The organism is Bradyrhizobium sp. B120 (assembly GCF_049075665.1).
Lineage (GTDB): Bacteria > Pseudomonadota > Alphaproteobacteria > Rhizobiales > Xanthobacteraceae > Bradyrhizobium.
Genome location: NZ_CP185242.1, coordinates 72,847 through 93,597, shown reverse-complemented (window position 1 = coordinate 93,597; position 20,751 = coordinate 72,847). Strand labels below are relative to the sequence as shown.

Below are 20,751 nucleotides of genomic sequence, written 5' to 3'. Positions count from 1 at the left end.
CATTGTGCAGCGGAGACAATGGCTTGGGCAGTCCACAGCGCCCCAGCGGCGCGCGCCATTATTGCCAGCTGACGCGCAGCCCGAACCGGCCGGTGATGTCGTCACGGCGGGTGCTGTCCACCGACGTCGTGTAACCCGCGCTCGCATAGGCGCTGATCGTGCGATTGAGCTGCGCGGTAACGCCGGCGCCGATCTCGACCGCGGTGCCGCGGCTTTGCACGCCGATCAGGTCGGTGGTCGCGAAGGCGATGCTGCGGTCGTTCGCAGCCGTGTGCCAGAGATTGGCCTCGAGATAGGGACGCAGCTCGGCGGTGCCGACAATGAAGGTCGCGGGAACGCGCACGCCGAGCCGGCCGGTCAGCGTATCGGCGCTGCCGGGCGCGACGCTCGAGAAGATGTCGTTGAAGCTGTCGAACGACTGGCGCTGCCAGATCAGTTGCGCCTGCGGCTCGATCGCGAGAAAGCGGTTCAGCTGTAGCGGCACGCCGGTTTCCAGCGACGCGGCGACGCCGGTGCCCGACACAAGCGCGCCGACCTGACGATCCGACTGCGGGCTTGCACCGTAGAAGCTGCCCATCAGCACGGCGTCGACGTACCAGCCTGAGGGGCCGATATGGGTCCAGTAGCCGCCGACATTCTGGCTGTCGATCGAGAGCGTGCCGGTGCGGACGTTGTTCATGCCGAGCGCGAAGCCGTTGACGCTGCCGCTGGCCCAGCCATACGCATAGAACAAGCCCGCGCGATCATGATGCCCGGGCGCGGACTCAAAGCGCAGGATGTCGACGCCGACCTGCACGCCGGCCATGGTGCCGTCGAAGGACGGGCTGACCGTGCCGGCCCAGCTCTGCGCGCTGTGCGAACCGTACGCGCGCGCCCACGCCGCCGGCTGTTCGCCGCCGCTGGTCAGCATGGCCTGATCGCCCTGGCGCTGATGGAAGGTGCCGAGCGTTGCGAGCCCGAGCTTCTGCGCGACCTGCGGCAACGCCGAATAGACCGCGACTTCCTCGCGGTAAAGCTCGACGGGCGCTGCGCCTGCCGGCGGCGGCGTCAGCGACGACAGATCCTCTGCCGGCAGCATCGCGGGCGGCGGCACCACGTTGGGCGATGCCGGCGGCGTTGGTGCGGGTGCAGCCGGCGGCGCCGGCGACGATGTGCCGGGCAACAGCTGCGAGCGCAGATACCAATTGTCGGCGCTGCCGGCCGAGACGCCGCCACGAAACAGCAGATATTCGTGTGCGCCGGCCACAACAGCGTTGGAGAGACCGAATGCGCCGGCGGCCGTGCTGCCGCCGTTGACAGCTTGCACCACCATGATGCCATCAGAGGTGGTCAGCGCGCCGGCGCCGCCGGCATTGGTAACGGTCACCGCGGTCGAGCCCGACGCATTGCCGCCGGAGATGACGAGCCGGTCCGACGGCGAACCGTCGCCGCCGAGCACGGTGCGCAGATAAAGCCCGCCGCCATTGCCGACATAGTTGCCGGCGATCGTCAGGCTGTTCGCTGCGGTGGCGCCGCCGTTGGTGAGATTGATGACGCCGGCGTTGGTGACGGTGATCGGCGGCCCGCCCGGAAACGACGTGATCGACGGGTTGGCGCCGTTGCCGGCCAGCAGGCTGGTGCCGGCCGCAATCGACACATTGCCGGTGAGCGAGGTCTGCAGCGTCAGCGAACCGCTGTTGATGAAGGTGTTGGCGAAGGTGCCGGTGCCGGCCCAGGTCCAGTCGGTGCCTTCCATCGTCAGCGTCTGGAATCGCGCGAACGCATTGTCGGCCGTGCCGCTGCCTTGCAGCCGGACCTGGTTGTTGCCGCCGCCGCCATCGGCAAGGCCGACAATTTGCGAGCCGGTTTGCAGGATCATCGTCACCGCGCCGCCGCCGCCGGCGAGCGCCGTGCCGCTGTTGCCGGCGATCAGGCCGGCATTGACGATGGTGGTGGCGCCGTTGAGCGTGCGGATCGCGGGCCCGTTCTGGCTGATGATCCTGCCGCCGGCGAGGTTCTCGATGCGGGCGGTGAACGACGAACCGGCAGTGTTGGAGAACACGCCGTCGGCGTTGACGCCGCGCGCCTCGATGGTGCCGCTGTTGCGCAGGACGGCGGCATTGCCTTGCATGAAGACGGTGTTGTTGGCGGTGCCGCCGGCATCGCCGCCGGTCGTCAGCAGCGTGCCGGTGTTGGTGATGGTCATGAATTGTCCGGCGGAGAAGATCGCACGCGCGCCGGCGCCGGCCGTGGTGATGGTGCCGCTATTGGTGAAGGTGTTGCTGTCGCCGGTCTGCACATAGAGGCCATGCGACTGCGGGCCCTGGGTGGTGATCGTCCCGGTATTGATCAGCGTATTGTTGTTGTGCTGCGTGAGACCGGTGATGGCAAGCCCGCGCGAGGTGCCGTTCTGCGTCGTGATTGTGCCGTTGTTGATCAGCGTGTTGCCGTTGCTGCTGGCGGCGATCGCATTGCTGCCGGCGCCCGTGGTCGTGATCACGCCCGACGTAGCATTGGTGAAGACGTTGCCGTCGCCACTGCCGAAGATTCCGGTGCCGCCGCCGCTGATGGTCAGCGTGCCGTTGTTGGTGGCGGTGCTGCGGGAGACAAGGCCGATCGCGGTCGCACCGGCGCCCGGCGTGATGCCGGCGCCCTGCAGCACGTTCACGGTGACGTTCGAGCTGCCGGCTGCGGCCTGCACGCCAGCGGGCGAGGGATTCGGCGCTGTGGTCGAGCAGGTCACCGTCTGACCGCTCGCCGGCGCGAGACTGTCGCAAGCGGCAAACGCCTGCGAGACCGATAGAAGATAGCCGCCACCCAAAGTGCACGACAGGATCGCCGCGAGCCGCGATGAAACCATGCCCTTACTCCAACCTCGGCGCGAACCCGACCCCCGGCCTCACGCCACCTGTGACCCCCCTGCCCCGCTCTCAGCGTCGGCTGATCCGCTCCATTCAAGCTTGAGACGATTTGCAGCGATCTGTTGCGTGATCGCCACAGACGGAACCATGAGCTGTATCATCATGATTCACATCCTTGACGTGCGTACGCTTTCGAGGTTGTGAAGTACAGCACTCACCCGTTGCAGTTATTGCCCGACACAACCAGAAACAATCGCTGGGCGTGATCGGGTGCGCCGCTGTCCCCATTTTCTCGCCAAGTTCGATCTGGGGCGCACGGCCAAGTCATTGCCGCCGCCGTTCAATTTCGATGGAACTGTTGCCCCCGTGCCCCATGAAATCCCCGCGCGCCCTCCCTATCTGTTGCCGGCCCGCACTTACCTTTCAGTGAAATGAGCCTTATGTCGGAACAGACCATCGCCGCGCCGATCGATGAGCCGCAGGAACGCGGCTTTTCGCGCTATCAAGCCTTCCTGATCGCGCTGCTTGCCTTCACGCAATTCACCCTGATCCTCGACTTCATCATCATGTCGCCGCTCGGCGCCATCCTGATGCCGTCGCTCAACATCACGGCGGGGCAGTTCGGCGTCGCGGTCTCGGCCTACGCGTTCGCGGCGGGCATTTCCGGCATCCTCGCCGCCGGCTTTGCCGATCGCTTCGACCGCAAGCGGATGTTGCTGTTCTTCTATGTCGGCTTCACTTTCGGCACCGTGCTGTGCGCGGTGGCGCAGAATTTCCACGTGCTGCTGCTCGGCCGCATCGTCACCGGCTTGTTCGGCGGCGTGATCGGCTCCGTCGTGCTTGCCATCGTCACCGACCTGTTCCCGCTGCATCTGCGCGGGCGCGTGATGGGCTTCATTCAGACCGCATTCGCCGCGAGCCAGGTGCTCGGCGTGCCCGCCGGGCTGTTCCTCGCCAATCACTGGAACTGGCACATCTGCTTCGTCGCCATCGTCGGCCTGTCGATCGCGGCGATCGCCACCATCGCGCTGGTGATGGAGCCGGTCGACGGGCATCTGAAACTGCAGCACGACAGCAACCCGTTCCAGCATTTGATCGCAACCGTCGCGCAGCCGCGCTACACGCTGGCCTTCCTGGTGACGACGCTGCTGGCGACCGGCGGTTTCATGCTGATGCCGTTCGGCAGCGCCTTCACCGTGCACAATCTCGGCATCGACATCGTCCATCTGCCGACGATCTATCTGGTCTCCGGCCTGTTCAGCATCCTGATGGGACCGCTGGTCGGCCGCGCCAGCGATGCGTTCGGCAAATATCCGACCTTCATCTTCGGCTGCGTGGTGTCGGCCATCATGGTGCTGATCTACACCCATCTCGGCCACGTCTCGCTGCTGACCGCGATCATCGTCAATGTGCTGATGTTCGTCGGCATCTTCTCGCGCATGATCCCCTCGCAGGCGCTGATGTCGGCGATCCCCGACGCCAGCCAGCGCGGCTCGTTCAGCGCGATCTCAGCGTCGGTGCAGCAATTGTCAGGCGGACTCGGCTCGGTGGCTGCAGCCGCGATCGTCGCCGAGAATGCGGACGGCTCGCTGCTGCATTTCGACCGGATCGGCTATGTCGTCGTGGCGAGCTCGATGATCTCGATGATCGCGATGTATTTTGTGCAGCGGCCGATCGCTCGGCGCGCGGGGCGGCGCGTGGTGTGAGACTTTGGAATGAAAATCGGAGACAGAGTCGAAGTCGTGGCGATTCCGAAAGTGCTGCCGGATGACGAGACGCGGGCGCTATTCACGAGGTGTCTCAGCCGCCATTTTCCGGTTGCCGATCTCAGAGGGCACCTGGTCGAGCTCGAAGTCGGCGAGGCGGTCGAGAAACCGAGCTATATGCACTCGATTTGGATCGAACGAGATTGCGTCCGCCTCATCTAACGGCTCGAAAATGAGCCACCGATCAGGGGCAGAGCGCGAACGGCATGATCGTCGTTCACGACGCGCCCTCGCGGGTGACGGCTTCGCCGCACCCACCCTTGCGGATGCTGAGCGATTTCAATCGCTTAAAAAGGGGGTGGTGCCCAGGAAAGGACTGGGTTGGCCCGCCCTAGAAACCACGGTTTTGCTGGGTTTTTCGATCCGCCCGGCGAGCGATTGTGTACCGATTTTGTGTGCCGCCCGCAACCCAGCGGCCGGCCGTTCAGTTCAACTCCACCCCCGCGGGATTCCACCGAGAAGCGGTCGACAGAAGTGCCAACTCGTCCCGCAAGATTGCCAGTGCCCGCATCTGCTTGGCTTTGTTTTTGGGATCATTGAGCGAGCGATTTCCGCCTGAGGTGTGACTGATGGGAATAATTCGGATCGCCCCCCACAACTCGGAACTACCAACAACATCCCAAAGGGCTCTCCGAGGGAGGCTTCTCAATTTGTCTAACGCGGACATTGCGACGCTCCCCATAGCCACGATCAGGCGCGGGTCTACGGTTTCAATCTGACGAGCAAGAAAGGGACGGCATTGTTGCTGCATCGTGGCGCAAGGTGGCCGGTCCTCCCATCGAGATTGATTTGGCTTTCGTCCGGGAAAGCATTTTACCGCCGACGTCTGATAAACGGCACGGTCAAATTCGGAGGCCGGCAGACCCGAGGCCACAAAGAGATTTCTTACGCCAGAACCCGCAGGACCAGAGAACGGCTGGCCGGTCCTGTACTCAGTAAGTCCCGGCGCCTGGCCGACCAACATTATTGGTGCACGCATAGGCGGTGAAAGAACCGGTCGAGGCTCAACTGGCCGTGGCGTACAGGACGGGTCTTCAGGATGTCGAAGCAAGGTCTGCGCACATTTCCTACAGCGGCGGATCTCCAGGTCTAAGCTGGTCAGTCGTGCTGGTTCCACAAATCCCTCAACTGCTTTCTCGAACGTCTTGCAGGACACCGTATTGCATATCCCGCTTCGATCAAGCTCGGCCGTACACAGGATAGAAAGAAGGCCCCGTTGCCGGGGCCTTCTGGGTTTACGCGGCTTCCTCGACCGCTTCGTCTTCATGGCGGTTGGGAAGTTCCAGTCGCCAACGGATGATGTCGCCGAGAACGGGATAGATGTCGTTGTGCTTCGCCCCAAAGCGCATCAAACCCTTGGTGTCGGTCGAACCGAGATCGCGGTTCGCGTTGTCATGAGGCAGGTAGTCGTTGAGGCCGGGCAGCTTCTTTTGCCGCTCTGCCGGGGTCATTTCGTAGGCCCGCCACATCGGATTGTTGTGAGAGAAATCCAGATGGGGGATGCCATCCAGCAGCTTCTCCAGCGCCACTTCGTCCGACTTCTTGCTCATGGCGAAGTCGTATGTCAGCTTTGCCAACGCCTTGAGCACGACCGGCTGAGCGGCGACAGTATTCAGTTTGGCCTTGGCCTCACCGAATCCCGAAATGGAAGAAACCGCTTCCCAGAACCGGCGAGCCGTGTCCTCCATCTTGTCCACTTGGCTGGGGACCGCGCCGCGAGGATTGGTCTTGTTCAAGATCAAGATAGAGTTGATGGCGACAAGGTCTTTGCGAGCCATCGAGCCGTCATGATTGCTCCACTCGACAATGTCCTTCTCCACGACAGGCGCAGTCAGAATCCCTTCCCCCATCAGGACGTCCTTGATGAAGACGTTGATCGGGTTGGAGTTGTCGAAGTCAAAGGCCATGCTTGCGGAGACGCTTTTCCCCTTGTTGTTCAGGTCGGCGAAAAGCTGCCGGCGCTGTTCTGCATCGAGGTTCAAGTGAGCCTCGATCGTCACCGTGCAGTAGTTCAGTGCCAGCTGCAGGGCATCCCGCCAAACCTCCATCTCTCCCGGAGGGATGTGTTCTCCCGCCTTGCCAGGATAAAGTGAACCACGCTTGGGATAGACCTGCGTGGCTCGCACGTTGCGCAGGAAATCCAGCACCGTATTCATCCCGTACCGGCGGTGCTGGCCATCGACGACCCACATCAAGGTCGAATGCGAGACGCCAATGCGCAGCGAAATCTCATCACCCGCCTGATTGACCTGCTTCTGCGGCTTCAGATCGTTCAACGTCACCGGGAGGTTCACGACGATGGGCTGCAGCGCATAATACCGCTGGGGTCCCAACACCTTCAGGACTTCCTCGTGATGAGAACAGTCTTTGCCTTCAGCCTTGCGGAGATTTGCCGCCGCGTGAATCAGGCCCTTCAAGATGTACTGGGCCAGGAGCCCGGCATGGTTCTTGTCCAGCGGACGCTGGGACACCTCTTCAGGGTCCACCGCTCCATCGTTCGGAACGTCGGACATGTCGATGAAGCGAGCAATGGGCAGACGCATCGTGAGCGTCTGCGCACCGAGGTTGTAGCTGGCAAGAACGTCTTCACGGCTTGCCGTGGCAGCTGAAAGATCGTAAATCATTATCATTATCCTTTAAGTTTGCGATGTGGCCGGGTAGACCCAATCTGCCCGGCCATTTCTTTGTCCAGGGATTTGAAAACCGCCTCCCTGGATCTTGAATTATACACCCTGGACTGGGATTGCAATCCCCTGGGGAAAGATTTTTCAATCCCAGGGACTATTTTTTCTCTCCCGGGGAATCAATAGGCCGGCGACCGATGTCCGCTGGCCTCCTCGGTGGTGTTTTGGCATCTGCGACGGCGCGGCCTGTGGGGGGTTGATCTCGCCCAGCATGCGGCCGACCGCTGTTGCCGCGAAAGGCTTGCCGCTCTGGCTGACAAATCCAGCCTTCGCCAGCTCGGCTGAGATCGCGCGTAGCGATCGTCGGCCGCCTTTCGGGGTCCTGCGGCGCATCTTCGTCGCGAGGGCTATCATTTGTCCGGCATGATCTCTCACGTCGATCTCTGCGTAGCTCTTGCGTCCCTCGACCTTTTTGCCGGTGGCTCGCTTGCGGTCGCGCGCCGCCTTCAGTTTCCCCACCAGCCGAGCCTTCTCAAGCTGGGCAAACACACCGGCGATCTGTCGCATGGCGACTTTGAAAGGGTCCTCAGAGGCCGTGAGATCGTCGCCGGACGCGGTAAGCACGCGAACGCCCCGTTCGATAAGGGCGATAATGCCAGCCTCTTGGACGATGAGCTGCCGGGCGAAGCGTGACGCATCCTCGACCAGCACCGTCCTCACCCCATTGCCCTCGATCCGGTCCAGCAAGGCTGAGAAACCGGGTCTGGTTTCAATAGGATCTGCACCGCTCACGTCAGCGTCGTAGAACTCCGCAACGACTTCCCACTTTTCCCTTTTGGCATATGCCTCGATGGCCGCGCGCTGGCGTTTGTCGCTGTCCTTGTCAGCACCCACGTTCGCCGCGCTGGAGGTGCGAAGGTAGGCAATAGCCTTGCTGGATTGCTTCGACTTTTCCATCACTTAACCCATAAATATGTTTCGTTTTCTTGAGAAATCGTAACACTCCCGGGAGAAAAATCCCGGCACTCGTCAGCGCCGGGACTTCAGCACGATTGCGACATCAAGCCTCCACGGTGATCTTGATGTTGGCAGGCGTCACGCCGAACGTGAGGGCCAGACGCCGTTTTGCCTCGGCGATCGTGAGGGGAGGATCGTTGTCCAAGGCACCCATATCTTCGACGGTATCAGCCTCCACCTCTTCCAGTGCCGCCGCAGCGGCGGGCTCAGCACCTGCCAACAGATCGGGAATCGGAAACACTGCGACCGCTTTGTACTTATCGATGATCCCCGAGCCGGCGCTGGCCGGTATATTCCGAGCATCGTGGTCGAGCGACACCCACATACCAAAGTTGGTCCGCACGGTCTGACCAGCACCGGTTCGTGAAGCGAATGCGGCATCGAACCGCTTCCGGACTTCGGCCGCCGGGAAAATATAGACCTCTACGTTCTCCGGCTCGTCGCGATCATCAACTGCGGCAACAATGACCACCTCGACCTCGTCGAGAGTTTTCCACTTCGCACCATTTTCCAGGGGCGGAAATGCGAACCAGCGGTCGCGCGTGGTGCGGATCGAAGCCTTTTGGGTCTTCCCGTCCTTGGTGATGTTCCAGATGTTCGACAGACCACGCCCAGGCACGCGGTCCAGTGTGTAGCCCTCAGCCTCGGCTCCGCGCTTTGCAGCTTGGACCATCAAATGCCACTTAACGGTTTCAGAAAGTCCTTTCAAACGGTCTACCATTTTCAATCTCCAAGAATTGGTTATCGACGACCTTTTGGTCGACCGTCAAATGGTACGGAAGATTACTGAATTGGTCAAGAACAATTAGCCGTACCAATTTGATACCAATTGGCGACCGGTCCATAACCCCTTCGATTGTGTCTGAATTGTGGAACATGCCACTTTTTTGCCGTAATGTGCCCCCGGTTCGAAAAAGCCCTTCTTCCCACGATTGCGCAAAAGGCCGATTTTCCGCGGTGCCAGCGACCTGTGGGCTAAGGGATTGGCGAACCTACTTTTTCCACAATCTTGTTCTACTTACGTTCCCACTCCCATCTGGTCCTCGTGGTCGGTCATGTGAACGACAGCGCGAGGTACCGTGTCGGGTACTGTGGGGTGCGACCATTCACCCGAAGGGCACCGCGAAAGCTCGAAGCCCATGGGTCGCCGACGGACCGCCAATTCCGTCGAGAAGTTGCGAGCGATCTTTGTCCGCCAGGCGGGGCGAGACGAGGTGCCTATGCGAGGGGCCGGCTCCGGGGTTCTAACCCAGCCACCAACATCGTCGAGGTAGCGGGTCAACCGTGGTCAGCATCGGCTGCCCCGCGGGGGACCCGCTATTGCCTGAAGCTCAGGGCACTCTCCAGGGTTCTAGACCCTAGTCTCTCCGGTTCATCTACAATCTCCAGACTGTATTAGAACCCTCCCCACACTGCTGAACCAACGTATCGACTATGTTTTCGCTCGAAATCGGCGGCTCGCCGCTCTCCGCGCCGGTCGAAAATGCCACCCAACTTACCCGCCCCATAAAAGGCGAATTACAATTTCCTGATCTTCGCTCCAATTGCCGACCAAGCCCGACTAGGACCGTGATGCGTCTCGGCGGGCTGGGGAAGCTCATGGATGCGTTTTCTGGGTTCCCTAGTGTTCACTCTTCGTTCTGATCGAAAGGCTCTCAGCGGCTTGCGTAGCCACTTTGACGCCTATCGAAAATCTCCGGCACCGGCACCCGGCGTACCACGCAGACCACACTCTCAAGTACGAACCGCAATTCGACGCGCGCTTGAGCCTGAACCCCGCTTCTTCGACTGTGACGACAGCCTAATCCGATATCGCGGAATGGCAGCTATGGCATTGGCCTTAGCCTTCAGGCTGGCCTCTCCATAGCCGCCACCACTGTTGCTAGATTTGTCCTCTGCCCAACCTTGAATGTCATCAGCGACACGTTGCTCAATGCGAAGATCGCGGAACATCGTCTTGAGTCGGTGCCGCCAGCCGTGGAATGGCTGCACGTTAGGATCCGGTACAGCCTCACGAATCCAATCACGCATGCGATTGAGCAGGCTCTTGAGACCAACGGGTTTTCCGTCCCGGGCCTTCGACACGAAAAGCAAGCCGTCGGCACATTCATTCACAAAATCGATGAAGCCTTGCTCGACGAGGTGCGGGTGTATGGGCACGATGCGAGCGTCATTCGTCTTTACGGTTCCTGCCTCCGGTGTGATCCTTAGACACCAGATTTTCTGGTCTCGAAATACGTCTTGCTCACGGAGCTGCGCCAGTTCACCGATACGCGCCCCGGTATAGGCAGCAAGCCATGGTAGCCATCGCTTGGCAGCCACCGTCTTCTCAGACTCCCGGCCGTCCCCCGCGCGGTAATCGACCGCGCGAGCCAAAATTGCCATGGCCTCTTGGTCGGTGAAACCTGGCGAGCGCAACCGCTGGCGGCTGCCACGGCTTATGGTCACATTGGCTGCCGGGTTAGATGGAAGCTTGCGGTTCGACACCGCCCAACGGAAGATGGCCTTGAGGCCAGCCAGATCGGAGTCCTTCACCGTTTTGGCGCTGATGCGCTTGCCAGTCTTCGAATTGGTCGATGCTAGTCGATGATCTTTGAACCGGATGATATCTTCATCCGTGATCTTGTTGGCGTCATCGTGTTTGAGGAAGGTCGCAAGGGCGTTGATGGTGCCCGCGTAGCTCACGTAGGTGCTTTGCTTCCGGCCAATCGCGGAGGCTTCCGTCCACCAGCCATCTAGCAGCGATTGTAGGGTCACTGAGCCGCCTCGCCTCTCGAATGCGGGGAAACGAGCGGCCTTAGGGTCCGGCGTATAGTCACCCGCCGCAGCGCGCTTTAGTCGCCATCCGGCGTCTATCGATGCTGTTGCGACCTGAATCAAGAATTTCTGCCGGGTCTTATCGTCGAGTTCGATTCCATGCTGAGCCAGCACCCAATCGGCGAGCATTCCGAATCGCTTCTCTAAGGCCTCTGCCGATTCGGCGGGAGGCAAGGCGTTGATGCCAGCCGTGAGACCGTCGCCAAAAGCGGCAACCGCTTCTCTGGTTTCGGACTCGTCGATGCTACCCGGGACAATGGGCGGGGGATTGTGGAAACGGCCCTCTAGCGCCGCGCGGCTGAACGCCTTGTGGCAAGCCCAATGGAACGGAGTCCCGGGGTCGCGCTCGAATATTTCGACGTACAGCCGGTAAGCATCCCCTGCGAGGGCCACCAGTTGCTTATGGTCATAGCGTTGCGGTCCACGTTCCGCAGCATCGAAGATGTTCTGAAGCTGCTCGCGCGCCGCTCGCTCCCTGCGCTCCGCCACCTTCGCGTCTGTAGTTCTCAGGCTAAAGCTGACAACGTTGCCGATGGTAGTTTGGACCGTCAGCGAGTCCGATAAGCAGAGAAAGATTCGCCGCCCCCTCACTCGCTCCCGAACGTTCTCAGGCGTCCTTTTTTTGAACTGCAATTGCGAGGAATCTGCTCGGGCCGCCACGTACGTCTTTCGAAGGCTCATGATCTGTGCACCGGTTTTGTACACCGGTTTTCGGATCAATTGCCCCGCAAAATAAGTATTTCAAGGGCTTGGCACCGAATGGTGCCCAGGAAAGGACTCGAACCTTCACGGCCGTTAAGCCACTGGCACCTGAAGCCAGCGCGTCTACCAATTCCGCCACCTGGGCATGTGGAGCGGCTTAGTAAGGATCGGTTACGCGCTTGTCAAATTCGCGATTGAAAATTCAAATAGCCTGTACAGGATTGGGCTGATGGCGTATCGCGAGAGCCTGCAAATACGCCCAATCGCTCTCGAATCCGGCAGGAATGGACCTCATGGCATCGAACCTGGAAACGCTCGTCACGGTATTCGGCGGATCCGGTTTTCTGGGACGGAACGTGGTCCGGGCGCTCTGCAAGCGCGAATACCGCGTGCGAGTCGCGGTGCGGCGGCCTGAACTGGCCGGCCATCTGCAGCCGCTCGGCCGCGTCGGGCAGATTCATGCGGTCCAGGCCAATGTGCGCTACCCGGCCTCGGTCGAGGCGGCGATGCGTGATTCGCATATCGCCATCAATTTGGTCGGCATCCTGGCCGAGGGCGGCGGGCAGAGCTTTGACGCCGTGCAGGTGAAGGGCGCCGAGACCATCGCCAAGGCGGCCGCTACAGCCGGCGCCCGGATGGTCCATGTCTCGGCGATCGGGGCCGATGCGGATTCGCTGTCGGGTTATTGCCGCGCCAAGGCGGAAGGCGAGCAGGTGGTGCAGGCGGCCCTGCCACAGGCCACCATCATGCGGCCGTCGCTGCTGTTCGGGCCCGAGGATCAGTTCACCAACCGCTTTGCGGCGCTGGCGCGGATGTCGCCTGTGCTGCCGCTGGTCGGCGGCGGCGTCAACAAGGTGCAGCCGGCCTATGTCGCCGACGTCGCGGACGCCGTGGCCGATGCCGTGGACGGCAAGGCGAAGGCAGGCGCCACATACGAGCTCGGCGGGCCGGAAGTGCTCACCATGCGCGAGGTGATGCAGATCATCCTTCAGATCACCCAGCGTGATCGCATGCTGGCGCCGCTGCCGTTCGGCCTCGCCAAGCTGCAGTCGTATGTCCTGCAATTCGCGCCCGGCCCCTTCACCCTGACGCCGGACCAGGTCGCGATGCTGCGTTCGGACAATGTCGTGTCCGACGCCGCCAAGGCGGCCGGCCTCACTTTCGCGGGCCTCGGCATCACGCCCGATTCGATGGAAGCGATCGCCCCGCAATATCTCTGGCGCTTCCGCGCGACGGGGCAGTTCCAGAAGAAGAGCGCGTAGGCGCTATCCATTCATCGTCCCGGCCAAGCCAACGGGTCGCGCGAACGCGCGCCCGATGAGAGGCTCCGCGCGAGCCGGGACCCATAACCACGAATGCCTGAGGTGTAGAACGCTGGGGCCACAGCCCTTCGCGACTCAAATAGCTGTGGTTATGGGTCCCTGCTTTCGCAGGGACGACAGCGGAGCGCGCCTTACCGTCCCATCGCCAGCGCGATCAGGCCGAGCGTGCCGACGATCACGCGCCACCAGGCGAAGAACGTGAAGCCGCGGCGGGTCACGAAGTTGAGGAAGGCCCGCACCACGATCATCGCCGTGATGAACGACACCACAAAGCCGACCGCGATCACGCTGAGATTGTCCGAGGTGAAGTCGGCGCGGTTCTTGTAGAAATCATAAGCGAACGCGCCGACCATGGTCGGGATCGCGAGGAAGAACGAGAACTCCGCCGCCGAGCGCTTGTCGGCGCCGAGCAGCATCGCCGCGACGATGCTGGCGCCGGAGCGCGACACGCCGGGGATCATCGCCAGGCACTGCGCGACGCCGATCCAGAAATACATCAACAGCGGGAACCGGGTCGCATCGTCCTCGTACACTTTGAGATCGAGCTGATCGACCCAGAGCAGGACGGCGCCGCCGACGATCAGCGTGAAGCAGACCACCCACGGATTGAACAGGAATTCCTTGATGTACTTGCCGGCGAGCAGGCCGATCACGACGGCGGGCAGGAACGCCACCAGCACGCCGATGACGAAGCGGCGGTCGTCGGGATTGGAGAACATGCCCAGCGCGACGCGCCACAATCTGGTGAAGTAGAGCACGAGGATCGCGAGGATCGCACCGAGCTGAATCAGGATCGCAAAACTCTTCCAGAAATTGCCTTCGCCGAGATTGAAGAAGCGTTCCGCAAGCAGCAGGTGGCCTGTCGAAGAGACCGGCAGGAACTCTGTGACGCCCTCGACGATGCCGAGAATCACCGCCCGCAGCATATCCGTCATCATGATCTGATCTGCCCTGTGTGGAAAACCGAATTCTTCTCGCTTATTCGCACATAGGCCGCAATCGCAAAGAATCGTCAAACAATGGGTTACCCGGCCGATTTGCTGGGCTATAGCGTTTTTGTGACCCGCACCAACTGCGGGGGTGGCTACCGGTTTGCGTGCCGACGCGACATAGAGACGAGCGGAACTGGTCCGGCCAATCCACAGGTCAGGTCACACAGGTTGATGGTTTCTTAAGCGCCACGACACTACCAAGGGCTTCATGTATACGCTGTATCACCATCCGTTCTGTCCGCATTCGCGCTTCATTCGCCTCGTGCTCGGCGAGTATGGCCTCGATCTGCGCCTGGTGGAGGAACGGGTCTGGGAGCGGCGCGAGGCGTTCCTGGCGCTCAATCCGGCGGCTAACACGCCGGTGCTGATCGCCGAGGGCTTTCCGCCGATCCCCGGTGCACCCATCATCGCCGAATATGTCGACGAGACGCACGGCCTCGATGCCGGCGAGCGGCGGCTGCTGCCGACCTCGACGGCCGAGCGCGTCGAGGTGCGCCGGCTGATGGCGTGGTTCAACGAGAAATTCTTCGAGGAAGCCTCCAACCCGCTGGTGACCGAGCGGATCTACAAGCGCTTCATGAGCGAGGACAATGGCGGCGGCCCGCCGGCGCCCGACATCATGCGCGCCGCCAAGGTCAATGTGCGCTATCATCTGAACTATATTGGCTGGCTGGCGAAGACGCGGAACTATCTCGCCGGCGACCGCCTCACCTACGCGGACCTCGCCGCCGCGGCGCATCTCTCGGCGATCGACTATCTGGGCGACGTGCCATGGAGCGAGGACGACGCGGCAAAGGCGTGGTACGCGCGGGTGAAATCCCGCCCGTCGTTCCGCCCGCTGCTCAGCGAATGGCTGGCAGGGGTGCCGGCGTCGCGCACCTATGTGGACCTCGACTTCTGAACCAGGCGGTCCGGCTCTCTCCGTCCGATCTCAAGGCCGCCCTTCAGCGCGAGGCGCGCGCGCTCGGCTTCGATGCGATCGGCTTCACCACGCCTGATGCGACGCGCGAGGCCGGACAATATTTTTTGGAATTCCTCGGCTCCGGCGGCCATGGCGACATGGACTGGCTCGCGGCCAATCCGGAGCGGCGCACTGAGCCGCGCGTGCTGTGGGGCGACGTGCGCTCGATCATCATGCTCGGCGTCAATTACGGGCCCGACGAAAATCCGCTTGACGCTCTCGCGCGCCGATCGCATGGCGCGATCTCGGTCTATGCGCAGGGCGACGACTATCACGACGTGATCAAGAAGCGGCTGAAGATTCTGGCGCGCTGGCTCGCTGCTGCGACCGGCGACGAAGTGAAGGTGTTCGTCGACACCGCCGCGGTGATGGAGAAGCCGCTCGCGCAAGCCGCGGGCATCGGCTGGCAGGGCAAGCACACCAATCTGGTGTCGCGCGAATTCGGCTCGTGGCTGTTTCTCGGCGCGATCTATTCCGCCACCGAGCTGCCGCGCGATGAGGGCGAAGCCGATCATTGCGGCAGTTGTCGCGCCTGCCAGGACATTTGTCCGACCGCGGCGTTTCCCGCCCCCTACAAGCTCGATGCGCGGCGCTGCATCTCGTATCTGACGATCGAGAACAAGGGTCCGATCCCGCACGAATTCCGCAAGGCGATCGGCAACCGCATCTATGGCTGCGACGATTGCCTCGCGGTGTGTCCGTGGAACAAGTTCGCGATGGCGGGACGCGAGCAGAAGCTTGCGGCGCGCGACGCGTTGCGCGCGCCCGCGCTTGCCGATCTCGCGCGGCTCGACGATGCCGCGTTTCGCGCGCTGTTCACGAAATCACCGGTCAAGCGCATCGGCCGCGACCGCTTCATCCGCAATGTGCTGATCGCGATCGGCAATTCCGGCGATGCAAACCTCGCCGCAGAGGCGCAGCACCTGCTCGACGATACAAGCCCGCTGGTGCGCGGCGCGGCGGTGTGGGCGCTGTCGCAGCTGATCGCCCGCGATGCGTTTGCGACGCTGGCGTCACGAGCCGACGCCGAGCCCGATGCCAGCGTGCAGCAGGAGTGGCGCGCGGCAGCCGGCTCTTGATTTCATCGCGCCGTTCCCGTCATGGTCGGCCACCATGACAAACCCGCCTTTCTTCACCAGACATGGCGACGGCTTCATGCCGACGTCAGTTGCCAACGGACCGTGGAGCCCGGAATCGATGCACGGCCGCGTCGTGATCGGCCTGCTCGGCTTCGTCATCGAGGAGCGCCACGGTTCCGACGATTTCGTCCCCGCACGGCTCACGGTCGACATGTTTCGGCTGCCCAACATCACGACACCGGTCGAGGTCACGACCAAGCTCGTGCGCGATGGGCTTCGCATCAAGGTGATCGAGGCCGAGTTCGTCTCCGGCGGCACCAGCATGGCGCGCGCCTCCTGCCAGTTGTTGCGCAGGACGGAAAATCCGCCCGGCAAGGTGTGGTCGCCGCCGAACTGGACCGTACCGGCGCCCGCTGACATTCCGAAGCCGGCCGATCCGAGGCTCGGCATGAACGGCAAGTGGGAGACGCGGCCGATTGTCGGCCATATGGGCTCGCTCGGCGAGCGCCGGCTCTGGATGAGCGAAGTCCGCGAGCTCGTCGCCGGCGTCAAGATGACGCCGTTCGTGCATGTCGCGACCGGCGCGGATTTCGCGAGCCCCTTCGCAAACGCCGGCGACCAGGGCCTCGGCTACATCAACAGCGACGTCACGATCTATCTGCACCGTTTGCCGGTGAGCAACTGGATCGGCTTCGAGGTCGTCAACCATCACGCCACCGACGGCATCGCGGTCGGCGAATGCTGGCTCTATGACGAGCAGGGCCCGATCGGCACCTCCACCGTGGCGGCGCTCGCGCAGCGCAAGCCGATGACCAATCCGCCGCCGCCATGACCGTCATTCCCCGGTGCGCAATTGCGCACCTGAGGGCATCGCGCAGCGATGAGCCCGGAATCCATTTCTCCGTTCGTCTCCGCGGCCTAATGGATTCCGGGCTCGCGCTTCGCGCGCCCCGGAATGACGAGGGTGAGAGGCGTTTACATCAAATGCCGCTGCATCTCCGGCCGGGCCCTCAGCGCAGCGCCTTGCTTGCCGACGATCTTCGCGATCCGCTCCGGCGCGAAGTTCAAATCGACGAAAGCCGGCGCGGTGTTGGCGACCTCGTGATACTCCGTGATCCTGCCGTCGCGCAGCCGCATGATCGCGACACCCTCGAACATCGCACGCGCCCCCTTGGCTTCCGGCAAGGTCGAGCGGTAGCTGAACGTGTAGCGCGCGTAGAGCGTCGCGCCGTCGGAGACGGGATCGTGCATCACCCAGCGGAAATCAGTCGCGGTTCGGTAGAACCAGTCGTCGATCATCTCAGCGATTTTGGCGTGGCCCTCGAACGCGCCATAGAACACGTCGTGGTAGACGCCATCCTCGGTGAAGAGCCTTGCGAAGGCCTTGCCGTCGCGCTGTTCGACCGCGTCGCAGAATGCGCGCAGCGTTGTCGTCGTATTCATTGGCTTCCCCCTGTGCAGGGAGCTTAACCGATCTCCGCCACCGCGGCGATGATCCGCGCGATGTCCTGCGGGCGCGACAGCCGGTGGTCGCCGTCCTGGATCATGGTCAGCACCACGTCCTCGGCCGGCAGCCGATGCACCAGCGCGAAGGCGTGCTTCCACGGCACGTCGGGGTCCTGCGCGCCCTGCAGGATGCGCACCGGACAGCCGACGTCGATCTTGCTTCCGAGCAAGAGGTGGTTGCGGCCCTCCTCGATCAGGTTGCGGGTGATCGGATAGGGCGAGCCGTCACCATATTCGGATGGCCTGAGCCAGACGCCCTTGGTCTCGATCTCGGCGCGGATCTCCGGCGAAAAACCCTTCCACATCAATTCCTCGGTGAAGTCGGGCGCCGGCGCGATCAGCACGAGGCCGGCGAGCTGCGCTTTCGCGTTCCCGCGACGCATGATCTCGCGCGCCAGCAGCAGCGCCATCCAGCCGCCCATCGAGGACCCGATCACGACCTGCGGCCCGCGGCAGAACTGCGAGAACACTGCAAAGCTCTCCTCGAGCCAGCGGCCGATCGTGCCGTCGGCGAAGTCGCCGCTGGACTCGCCGTGGCCGGAATAGTCGAACCTGACGCAGCTGCGGCCATGCTCGGCGGCCCATGCATCGAGCGCGATCGCCTTGGTGCCGGTCATGTCGGACTTGAAGCCGCCGAGCCAGACCAGGCCCGGCGCGCCACTTGCGCTGCCGGGGCCGCCGCCTGGACGGGCGCGCACCGCGATCCGGCGCGCCCCAAGGCCCTCGCCGACCTCGATGAAGGCGGGTTCCTGCTCGAATGCGGCGGTTTGGCTCATGGTTCGGTCACTCGCGTGTCAGAGACCTGCTTTTCAATCGTCGCGCGGCAGCGGTCAACGGCAGCAAGCCCGCCTTGCAGAGCAGGCGAGCCCGCTATATGTGCCGGGCGTGGCCAAAATGCCTCGCAATTGACGGTTTTGCCGCGTAAAAGAGCGAGTTCGCTTGCCCGTGGCAGCGTCTTGCTTCAAAATATCCGCCTTCCCTTTCACAACTTTGGAGAGTTACCCATTCGCCGTCCCAATAGAGCCCCGCCCACAGTCGCAAAAGACGGGCCGCGCACCAATGATGAGATTCGCAACGCGCAGATCCAGCTGATTGATTCAGATGGTGTCAACCAGGGCACCGTCGAAACCATGGTGGCCATCAAGATGGCCATGGAAGCCGGCATGGATCTCGTCGAGATTTCGCCGAACGTCAGTCCTCCGGTCTGCAAGATCATGGACTACGGCAAGTACAAATATTCCGCGCAGAAGAAGGCCGCCGAAGCTCGCAAGAAGCAGAAGGTCGTCGAGATCAAGGAGATCAAGCTCCGCCCGATGATCGACGATCACGACTATGACGTGAAGATGCGCGCGATGCAGCGCTTCTTCGAGGAAGGCGACAAGGTCAAGATCACCTTGCGCTACCGCGGTCGTGAGATGGCGCACCAGGAGATCGGCACCAAGCTCTTGGACAAGGTGAAGGCCGACGTTGCCGAGTTCGCCAAGGTCGAGCAGGACGCGAGGTTCGAAGGCCGCCAGGTCGTGATGGTGCTGGCGCCGCGCTAATTCGAATTCGTCGCTTTGCTGAAAATGGAGCAGCCCGTCAGGACCTCTGGCGGGCCGTTTCGTATGTGAGGACTGCCATAGGCTCCCGTAGCCCGGATGGAGCGCAGCGCAATCCGGGACGGCGCGTCCGCGGCTCGGCCTGCCCCGGATTTCGCGGAGCCTGTCATCGGGCGCGCATTCGCGCGACCCGTTGGCTCCATCCGGGCTACGGCTCCGTAGTTTAGCTACCTGAAACGTTGCAAAACCGCCGATCCTCTGTCATAAGCCGGGCCTTCGCCGCCCGGCTGATCAAGGGCTGCCGTGGCGACGTTCAGTGCAGGTTCTTTCAATTCGGGAAAAACCATAGCACTTTCAACGCTCTAACGAGCATTTTAGCCGGCCGAACGCCTCTTTGGGCGATATTCGTGTTGGGCGACAGGAGAGCTAAATGCCCAAGTTGAAGACCAAGTCGGGCGCTAAAAAGCGCTTCAAGGTGACCGCCACTGGCAAAGTCATGCACGCCCAGCGCGGCAAGCGCCACGGCATGATCAAGCGGACGAAGAAGCAGATCCGTCAGCTCCGCGGCACCCGCGTGCTGTTCAAGACCGACGGCGACAACGTCAAGAAGTACTTCTTGCCGAACGCCTGATCGCGCTCATCTGCTTGAACCCGGCCGCGCCTGGCGCGGCGCCCCGTCACTTCTTCTAGATCTCAAGGATTTCCGTCATGTCTCGCGTCAAACGCGGTGTGACCTCTCACGCCAAGCACAAGAAAGTCTTCAAGGCCGCCAAGGGCTATTACGGCCGCCGCAAGAACACGATCCGCACCGCCAAGCAGGCCGTCGAAAAGGCCGGCCAGTACGCCTTCCGCGACCGCAAGCGAAAGAAGCGCACCTTCCGCGCGCTCTGGATCCAGCGCATCAATGCCGCGGTCCGTCCGTTCGGCATGACCTACAGCGTGTTTATCAACGGCCTGTCCAAGTCGGGCGTCGTGGTCGACCGCAAGGTGTTGTCGGATCTCGCGATCCACGAGCCGGTTGCGTTCCAGGCGATCGCCGAGAAGGCCAAGGCCGCGCTGGCCGCCTGATCCTAGCGGGCCTTCTGGCCCGCTTTCAGCGCCTTCTGCGAATAGCGCTGGGCGACCTGCGCCCGGCAGAACGCCGTAAACGAGATGTACATGGTGCCGGATTCGTTCCGGTACTTGCGGTCGCAGACCTGCATCTCGTGCTGATACGCCCGCTTCGGCGCGCCGTTGAGGCCGGACAGGAAGTCCGCCTCGCATTTCTTCTCGACCACGACACCGAACTGGACGTCGCCGCTGGCGCCGTATTCGCACGCCTCGAAGATCTTCATCGCGCGGTTGCAACTCGGCGCCTTCTCCAGCACCGCGATGATGTCGTCCATCTGGGTCGATTTGGCGGGACATTCCTCGGTCGCGGCATACGCCGTACCGAGCATGAACAGGACCGCCGGCACGGCCAGGCAAGATCGCAGCAACATCGCGTGGTCTCCTTGAACTCCCCTTGGGTAGCCCGACCTCCGCGCGGGGTTCAATGCAGTCGGCCACAAGCCCGAAATGACCGGCTTTTTGCTTGACGTTACG

Annotated in this window: 19 protein-coding genes and 1 tRNA gene; 9 read left to right on the top strand and 11 right to left on the bottom strand. The window is 62.4% G+C overall.

The features are described 5' to 3' along the window. Positions 1-58 precede the first annotated feature (58 nt). A complete protein-coding gene (locus ACOIX3_RS00455) occupies positions 59-2,839 on the bottom strand; it encodes an autotransporter outer membrane beta-barrel domain-containing protein (RefSeq protein ID WP_420967910.1) in 2,781 nt (926 codons plus the stop codon). A gap of 441 nt (positions 2,840-3,280) precedes the next feature. Here ACOIX3_RS00455 and ACOIX3_RS00450 point away from each other — a divergent pair, with 441 nt between their 5' ends. Beyond that, positions 3,281-4,546, top strand: coding sequence for an MFS transporter (locus tag ACOIX3_RS00450; RefSeq protein ID WP_420967909.1), 1,266 nt, complete (start codon positions 3,281-3,283; stop codon positions 4,544-4,546). A 9-nt stretch (positions 4,547-4,555) separates the two neighbouring features. Continuing rightward, positions 4,556-4,768: a hypothetical protein gene (locus ACOIX3_RS00445; RefSeq protein WP_420967908.1), complete on the top strand. Its 213-nt coding sequence runs from the start codon at positions 4,556-4,558 to the stop codon at positions 4,766-4,768. 262 nt (positions 4,769-5,030) lie between these two features. On the opposite strand, the gene ACOIX3_RS00440 is transcribed toward ACOIX3_RS00445, so the two are convergent. The 6 genes from ACOIX3_RS00440 to ACOIX3_RS00415 form a co-directional block, all read right to left on the bottom strand. Beyond that, positions 5,031-5,570, bottom strand: a complete 540-nt coding sequence (locus ACOIX3_RS00440) for a uracil-DNA glycosylase family protein (RefSeq protein WP_420967907.1) — start codon at positions 5,568-5,570, stop codon at positions 5,031-5,033. Positions 5,571-5,841: 271 nt separating this feature from the next. Further along, complete coding sequence (locus ACOIX3_RS00435) at positions 5,842-7,230, bottom strand: DNA sulfur modification protein DndB (protein WP_420967906.1); 1,389 nt, start codon at positions 7,228-7,230, stop codon at positions 5,842-5,844. A gap of 144 nt (positions 7,231-7,374) precedes the next feature. After that, a complete protein-coding gene (locus ACOIX3_RS00430; protein ID WP_420967905.1) occupies positions 7,375-8,187 on the bottom strand; it encodes a recombinase family protein in 813 nt (270 codons plus the stop codon). A 103-nt stretch (positions 8,188-8,290) separates the two neighbouring features. Next, positions 8,291-8,968 (bottom strand): hypothetical protein, encoded by a 678-nt coding sequence (locus ACOIX3_RS00425; RefSeq protein WP_420967904.1) that lies wholly within the window; start codon positions 8,966-8,968, stop codon positions 8,291-8,293. A gap of 1,013 nt (positions 8,969-9,981) precedes the next feature. Continuing rightward, a complete protein-coding gene (locus ACOIX3_RS00420; protein ID WP_420967903.1) occupies positions 9,982-11,769 on the bottom strand; it encodes a tyrosine-type recombinase/integrase in 1,788 nt (595 codons plus the stop codon). A gap of 55 nt (positions 11,770-11,824) precedes the next feature. Continuing rightward, positions 11,825-11,911: transfer RNA gene (locus ACOIX3_RS00415), tRNA-Leu, on the bottom strand. Between the two features lie 148 nt (positions 11,912-12,059). On the opposite strand from ACOIX3_RS00415, the gene ACOIX3_RS00410 reads away from it, so the two are divergent. Then, positions 12,060-13,028, top strand: coding sequence for a complex I NDUFA9 subunit family protein (locus tag ACOIX3_RS00410; RefSeq protein ID WP_420967902.1), 969 nt, complete (start codon positions 12,060-12,062; stop codon positions 13,026-13,028). Between the two features lie 191 nt (positions 13,029-13,219). Here ACOIX3_RS00410 and ACOIX3_RS00405 read toward each other — a convergent pair whose 3' ends face one another. After that, complete coding sequence (locus tag ACOIX3_RS00405) at positions 13,220-14,026, bottom strand: undecaprenyl-diphosphate phosphatase (protein ID WP_223971488.1); 807 nt, start codon at positions 14,024-14,026, stop codon at positions 13,220-13,222. 262 nt (positions 14,027-14,288) lie between these two features. On the opposite strand from ACOIX3_RS00405, the gene ACOIX3_RS00400 reads away from it, so the two are divergent. Genes ACOIX3_RS00400 through ACOIX3_RS00390 form a run of 3 tightly spaced genes read left to right on the top strand, consistent with a single transcriptional unit; the run spans position 14,289 to position 16,952 of the window. Further along, a complete protein-coding gene (locus ACOIX3_RS00400) occupies positions 14,289-14,981 on the top strand; it encodes a glutathione S-transferase family protein (protein ID WP_420967901.1) in 693 nt (230 codons plus the stop codon). Further along, positions 14,930-16,120, top strand: coding sequence for a tRNA epoxyqueuosine(34) reductase QueG (gene queG / locus ACOIX3_RS00395; protein WP_420967900.1), 1,191 nt, complete (start codon positions 14,930-14,932; stop codon positions 16,118-16,120). The genes ACOIX3_RS00400 and queG overlap by 52 nt, the downstream gene beginning before the upstream one ends. A 34-nt stretch (positions 16,121-16,154) precedes the next feature. Next, positions 16,155-16,952 (top strand): acyl-CoA thioesterase domain-containing protein, encoded by a 798-nt coding sequence (locus ACOIX3_RS00390; protein ID WP_420967899.1) that lies wholly within the window; start codon positions 16,155-16,157, stop codon positions 16,950-16,952. 143 nt (positions 16,953-17,095) lie between these two features. Here ACOIX3_RS00390 and ACOIX3_RS00385 read toward each other — a convergent pair whose 3' ends face one another. Together ACOIX3_RS00385 and ACOIX3_RS00380 are read right to left on the bottom strand one after the other, a co-directional pair. After that, positions 17,096-17,563, bottom strand: a complete 468-nt coding sequence (locus ACOIX3_RS00385) for a nuclear transport factor 2 family protein (protein WP_420967898.1) — start codon at positions 17,561-17,563, stop codon at positions 17,096-17,098. 23 nt (positions 17,564-17,586) lie between these two features. Beyond that, positions 17,587-18,402 (bottom strand): alpha/beta hydrolase, encoded by an 816-nt coding sequence (locus ACOIX3_RS00380; RefSeq protein WP_420967897.1) that lies wholly within the window; start codon positions 18,400-18,402, stop codon positions 17,587-17,589. A gap of 228 nt (positions 18,403-18,630) precedes the next feature. Here ACOIX3_RS00380 and infC point away from each other — a divergent pair, with 228 nt between their 5' ends. The 3 genes from infC (at position 18,631) to rplT (ending at position 20,235) form a co-directional block, all read left to right on the top strand. Continuing rightward, positions 18,631-19,170, top strand: coding sequence for a translation initiation factor IF-3 (infC, locus tag ACOIX3_RS00375; RefSeq protein WP_092126381.1), 540 nt, complete (start codon positions 18,631-18,633; stop codon positions 19,168-19,170). Between the two features lie 427 nt (positions 19,171-19,597). Next, on the top strand, positions 19,598-19,798 hold the full coding sequence (gene rpmI / locus ACOIX3_RS00370) for a 50S ribosomal protein L35 (RefSeq protein WP_008539890.1): 201 nt from the start codon (positions 19,598-19,600) through the stop codon (positions 19,796-19,798). A 77-nt stretch (positions 19,799-19,875) separates the two neighbouring features. Continuing rightward, positions 19,876-20,235, top strand: coding sequence for a 50S ribosomal protein L20 (gene rplT, locus ACOIX3_RS00365; RefSeq protein WP_029081033.1), 360 nt, complete (start codon positions 19,876-19,878; stop codon positions 20,233-20,235). 2 nt (positions 20,236-20,237) lie between these two features. Here rplT and ACOIX3_RS00360 read toward each other — a convergent pair whose 3' ends face one another. Further along, positions 20,238-20,648: a hypothetical protein gene (locus ACOIX3_RS00360; protein ID WP_420967896.1), complete on the bottom strand. Its 411-nt coding sequence runs from the start codon at positions 20,646-20,648 to the stop codon at positions 20,238-20,240. Positions 20,649-20,751 lie beyond the last annotated feature (103 nt).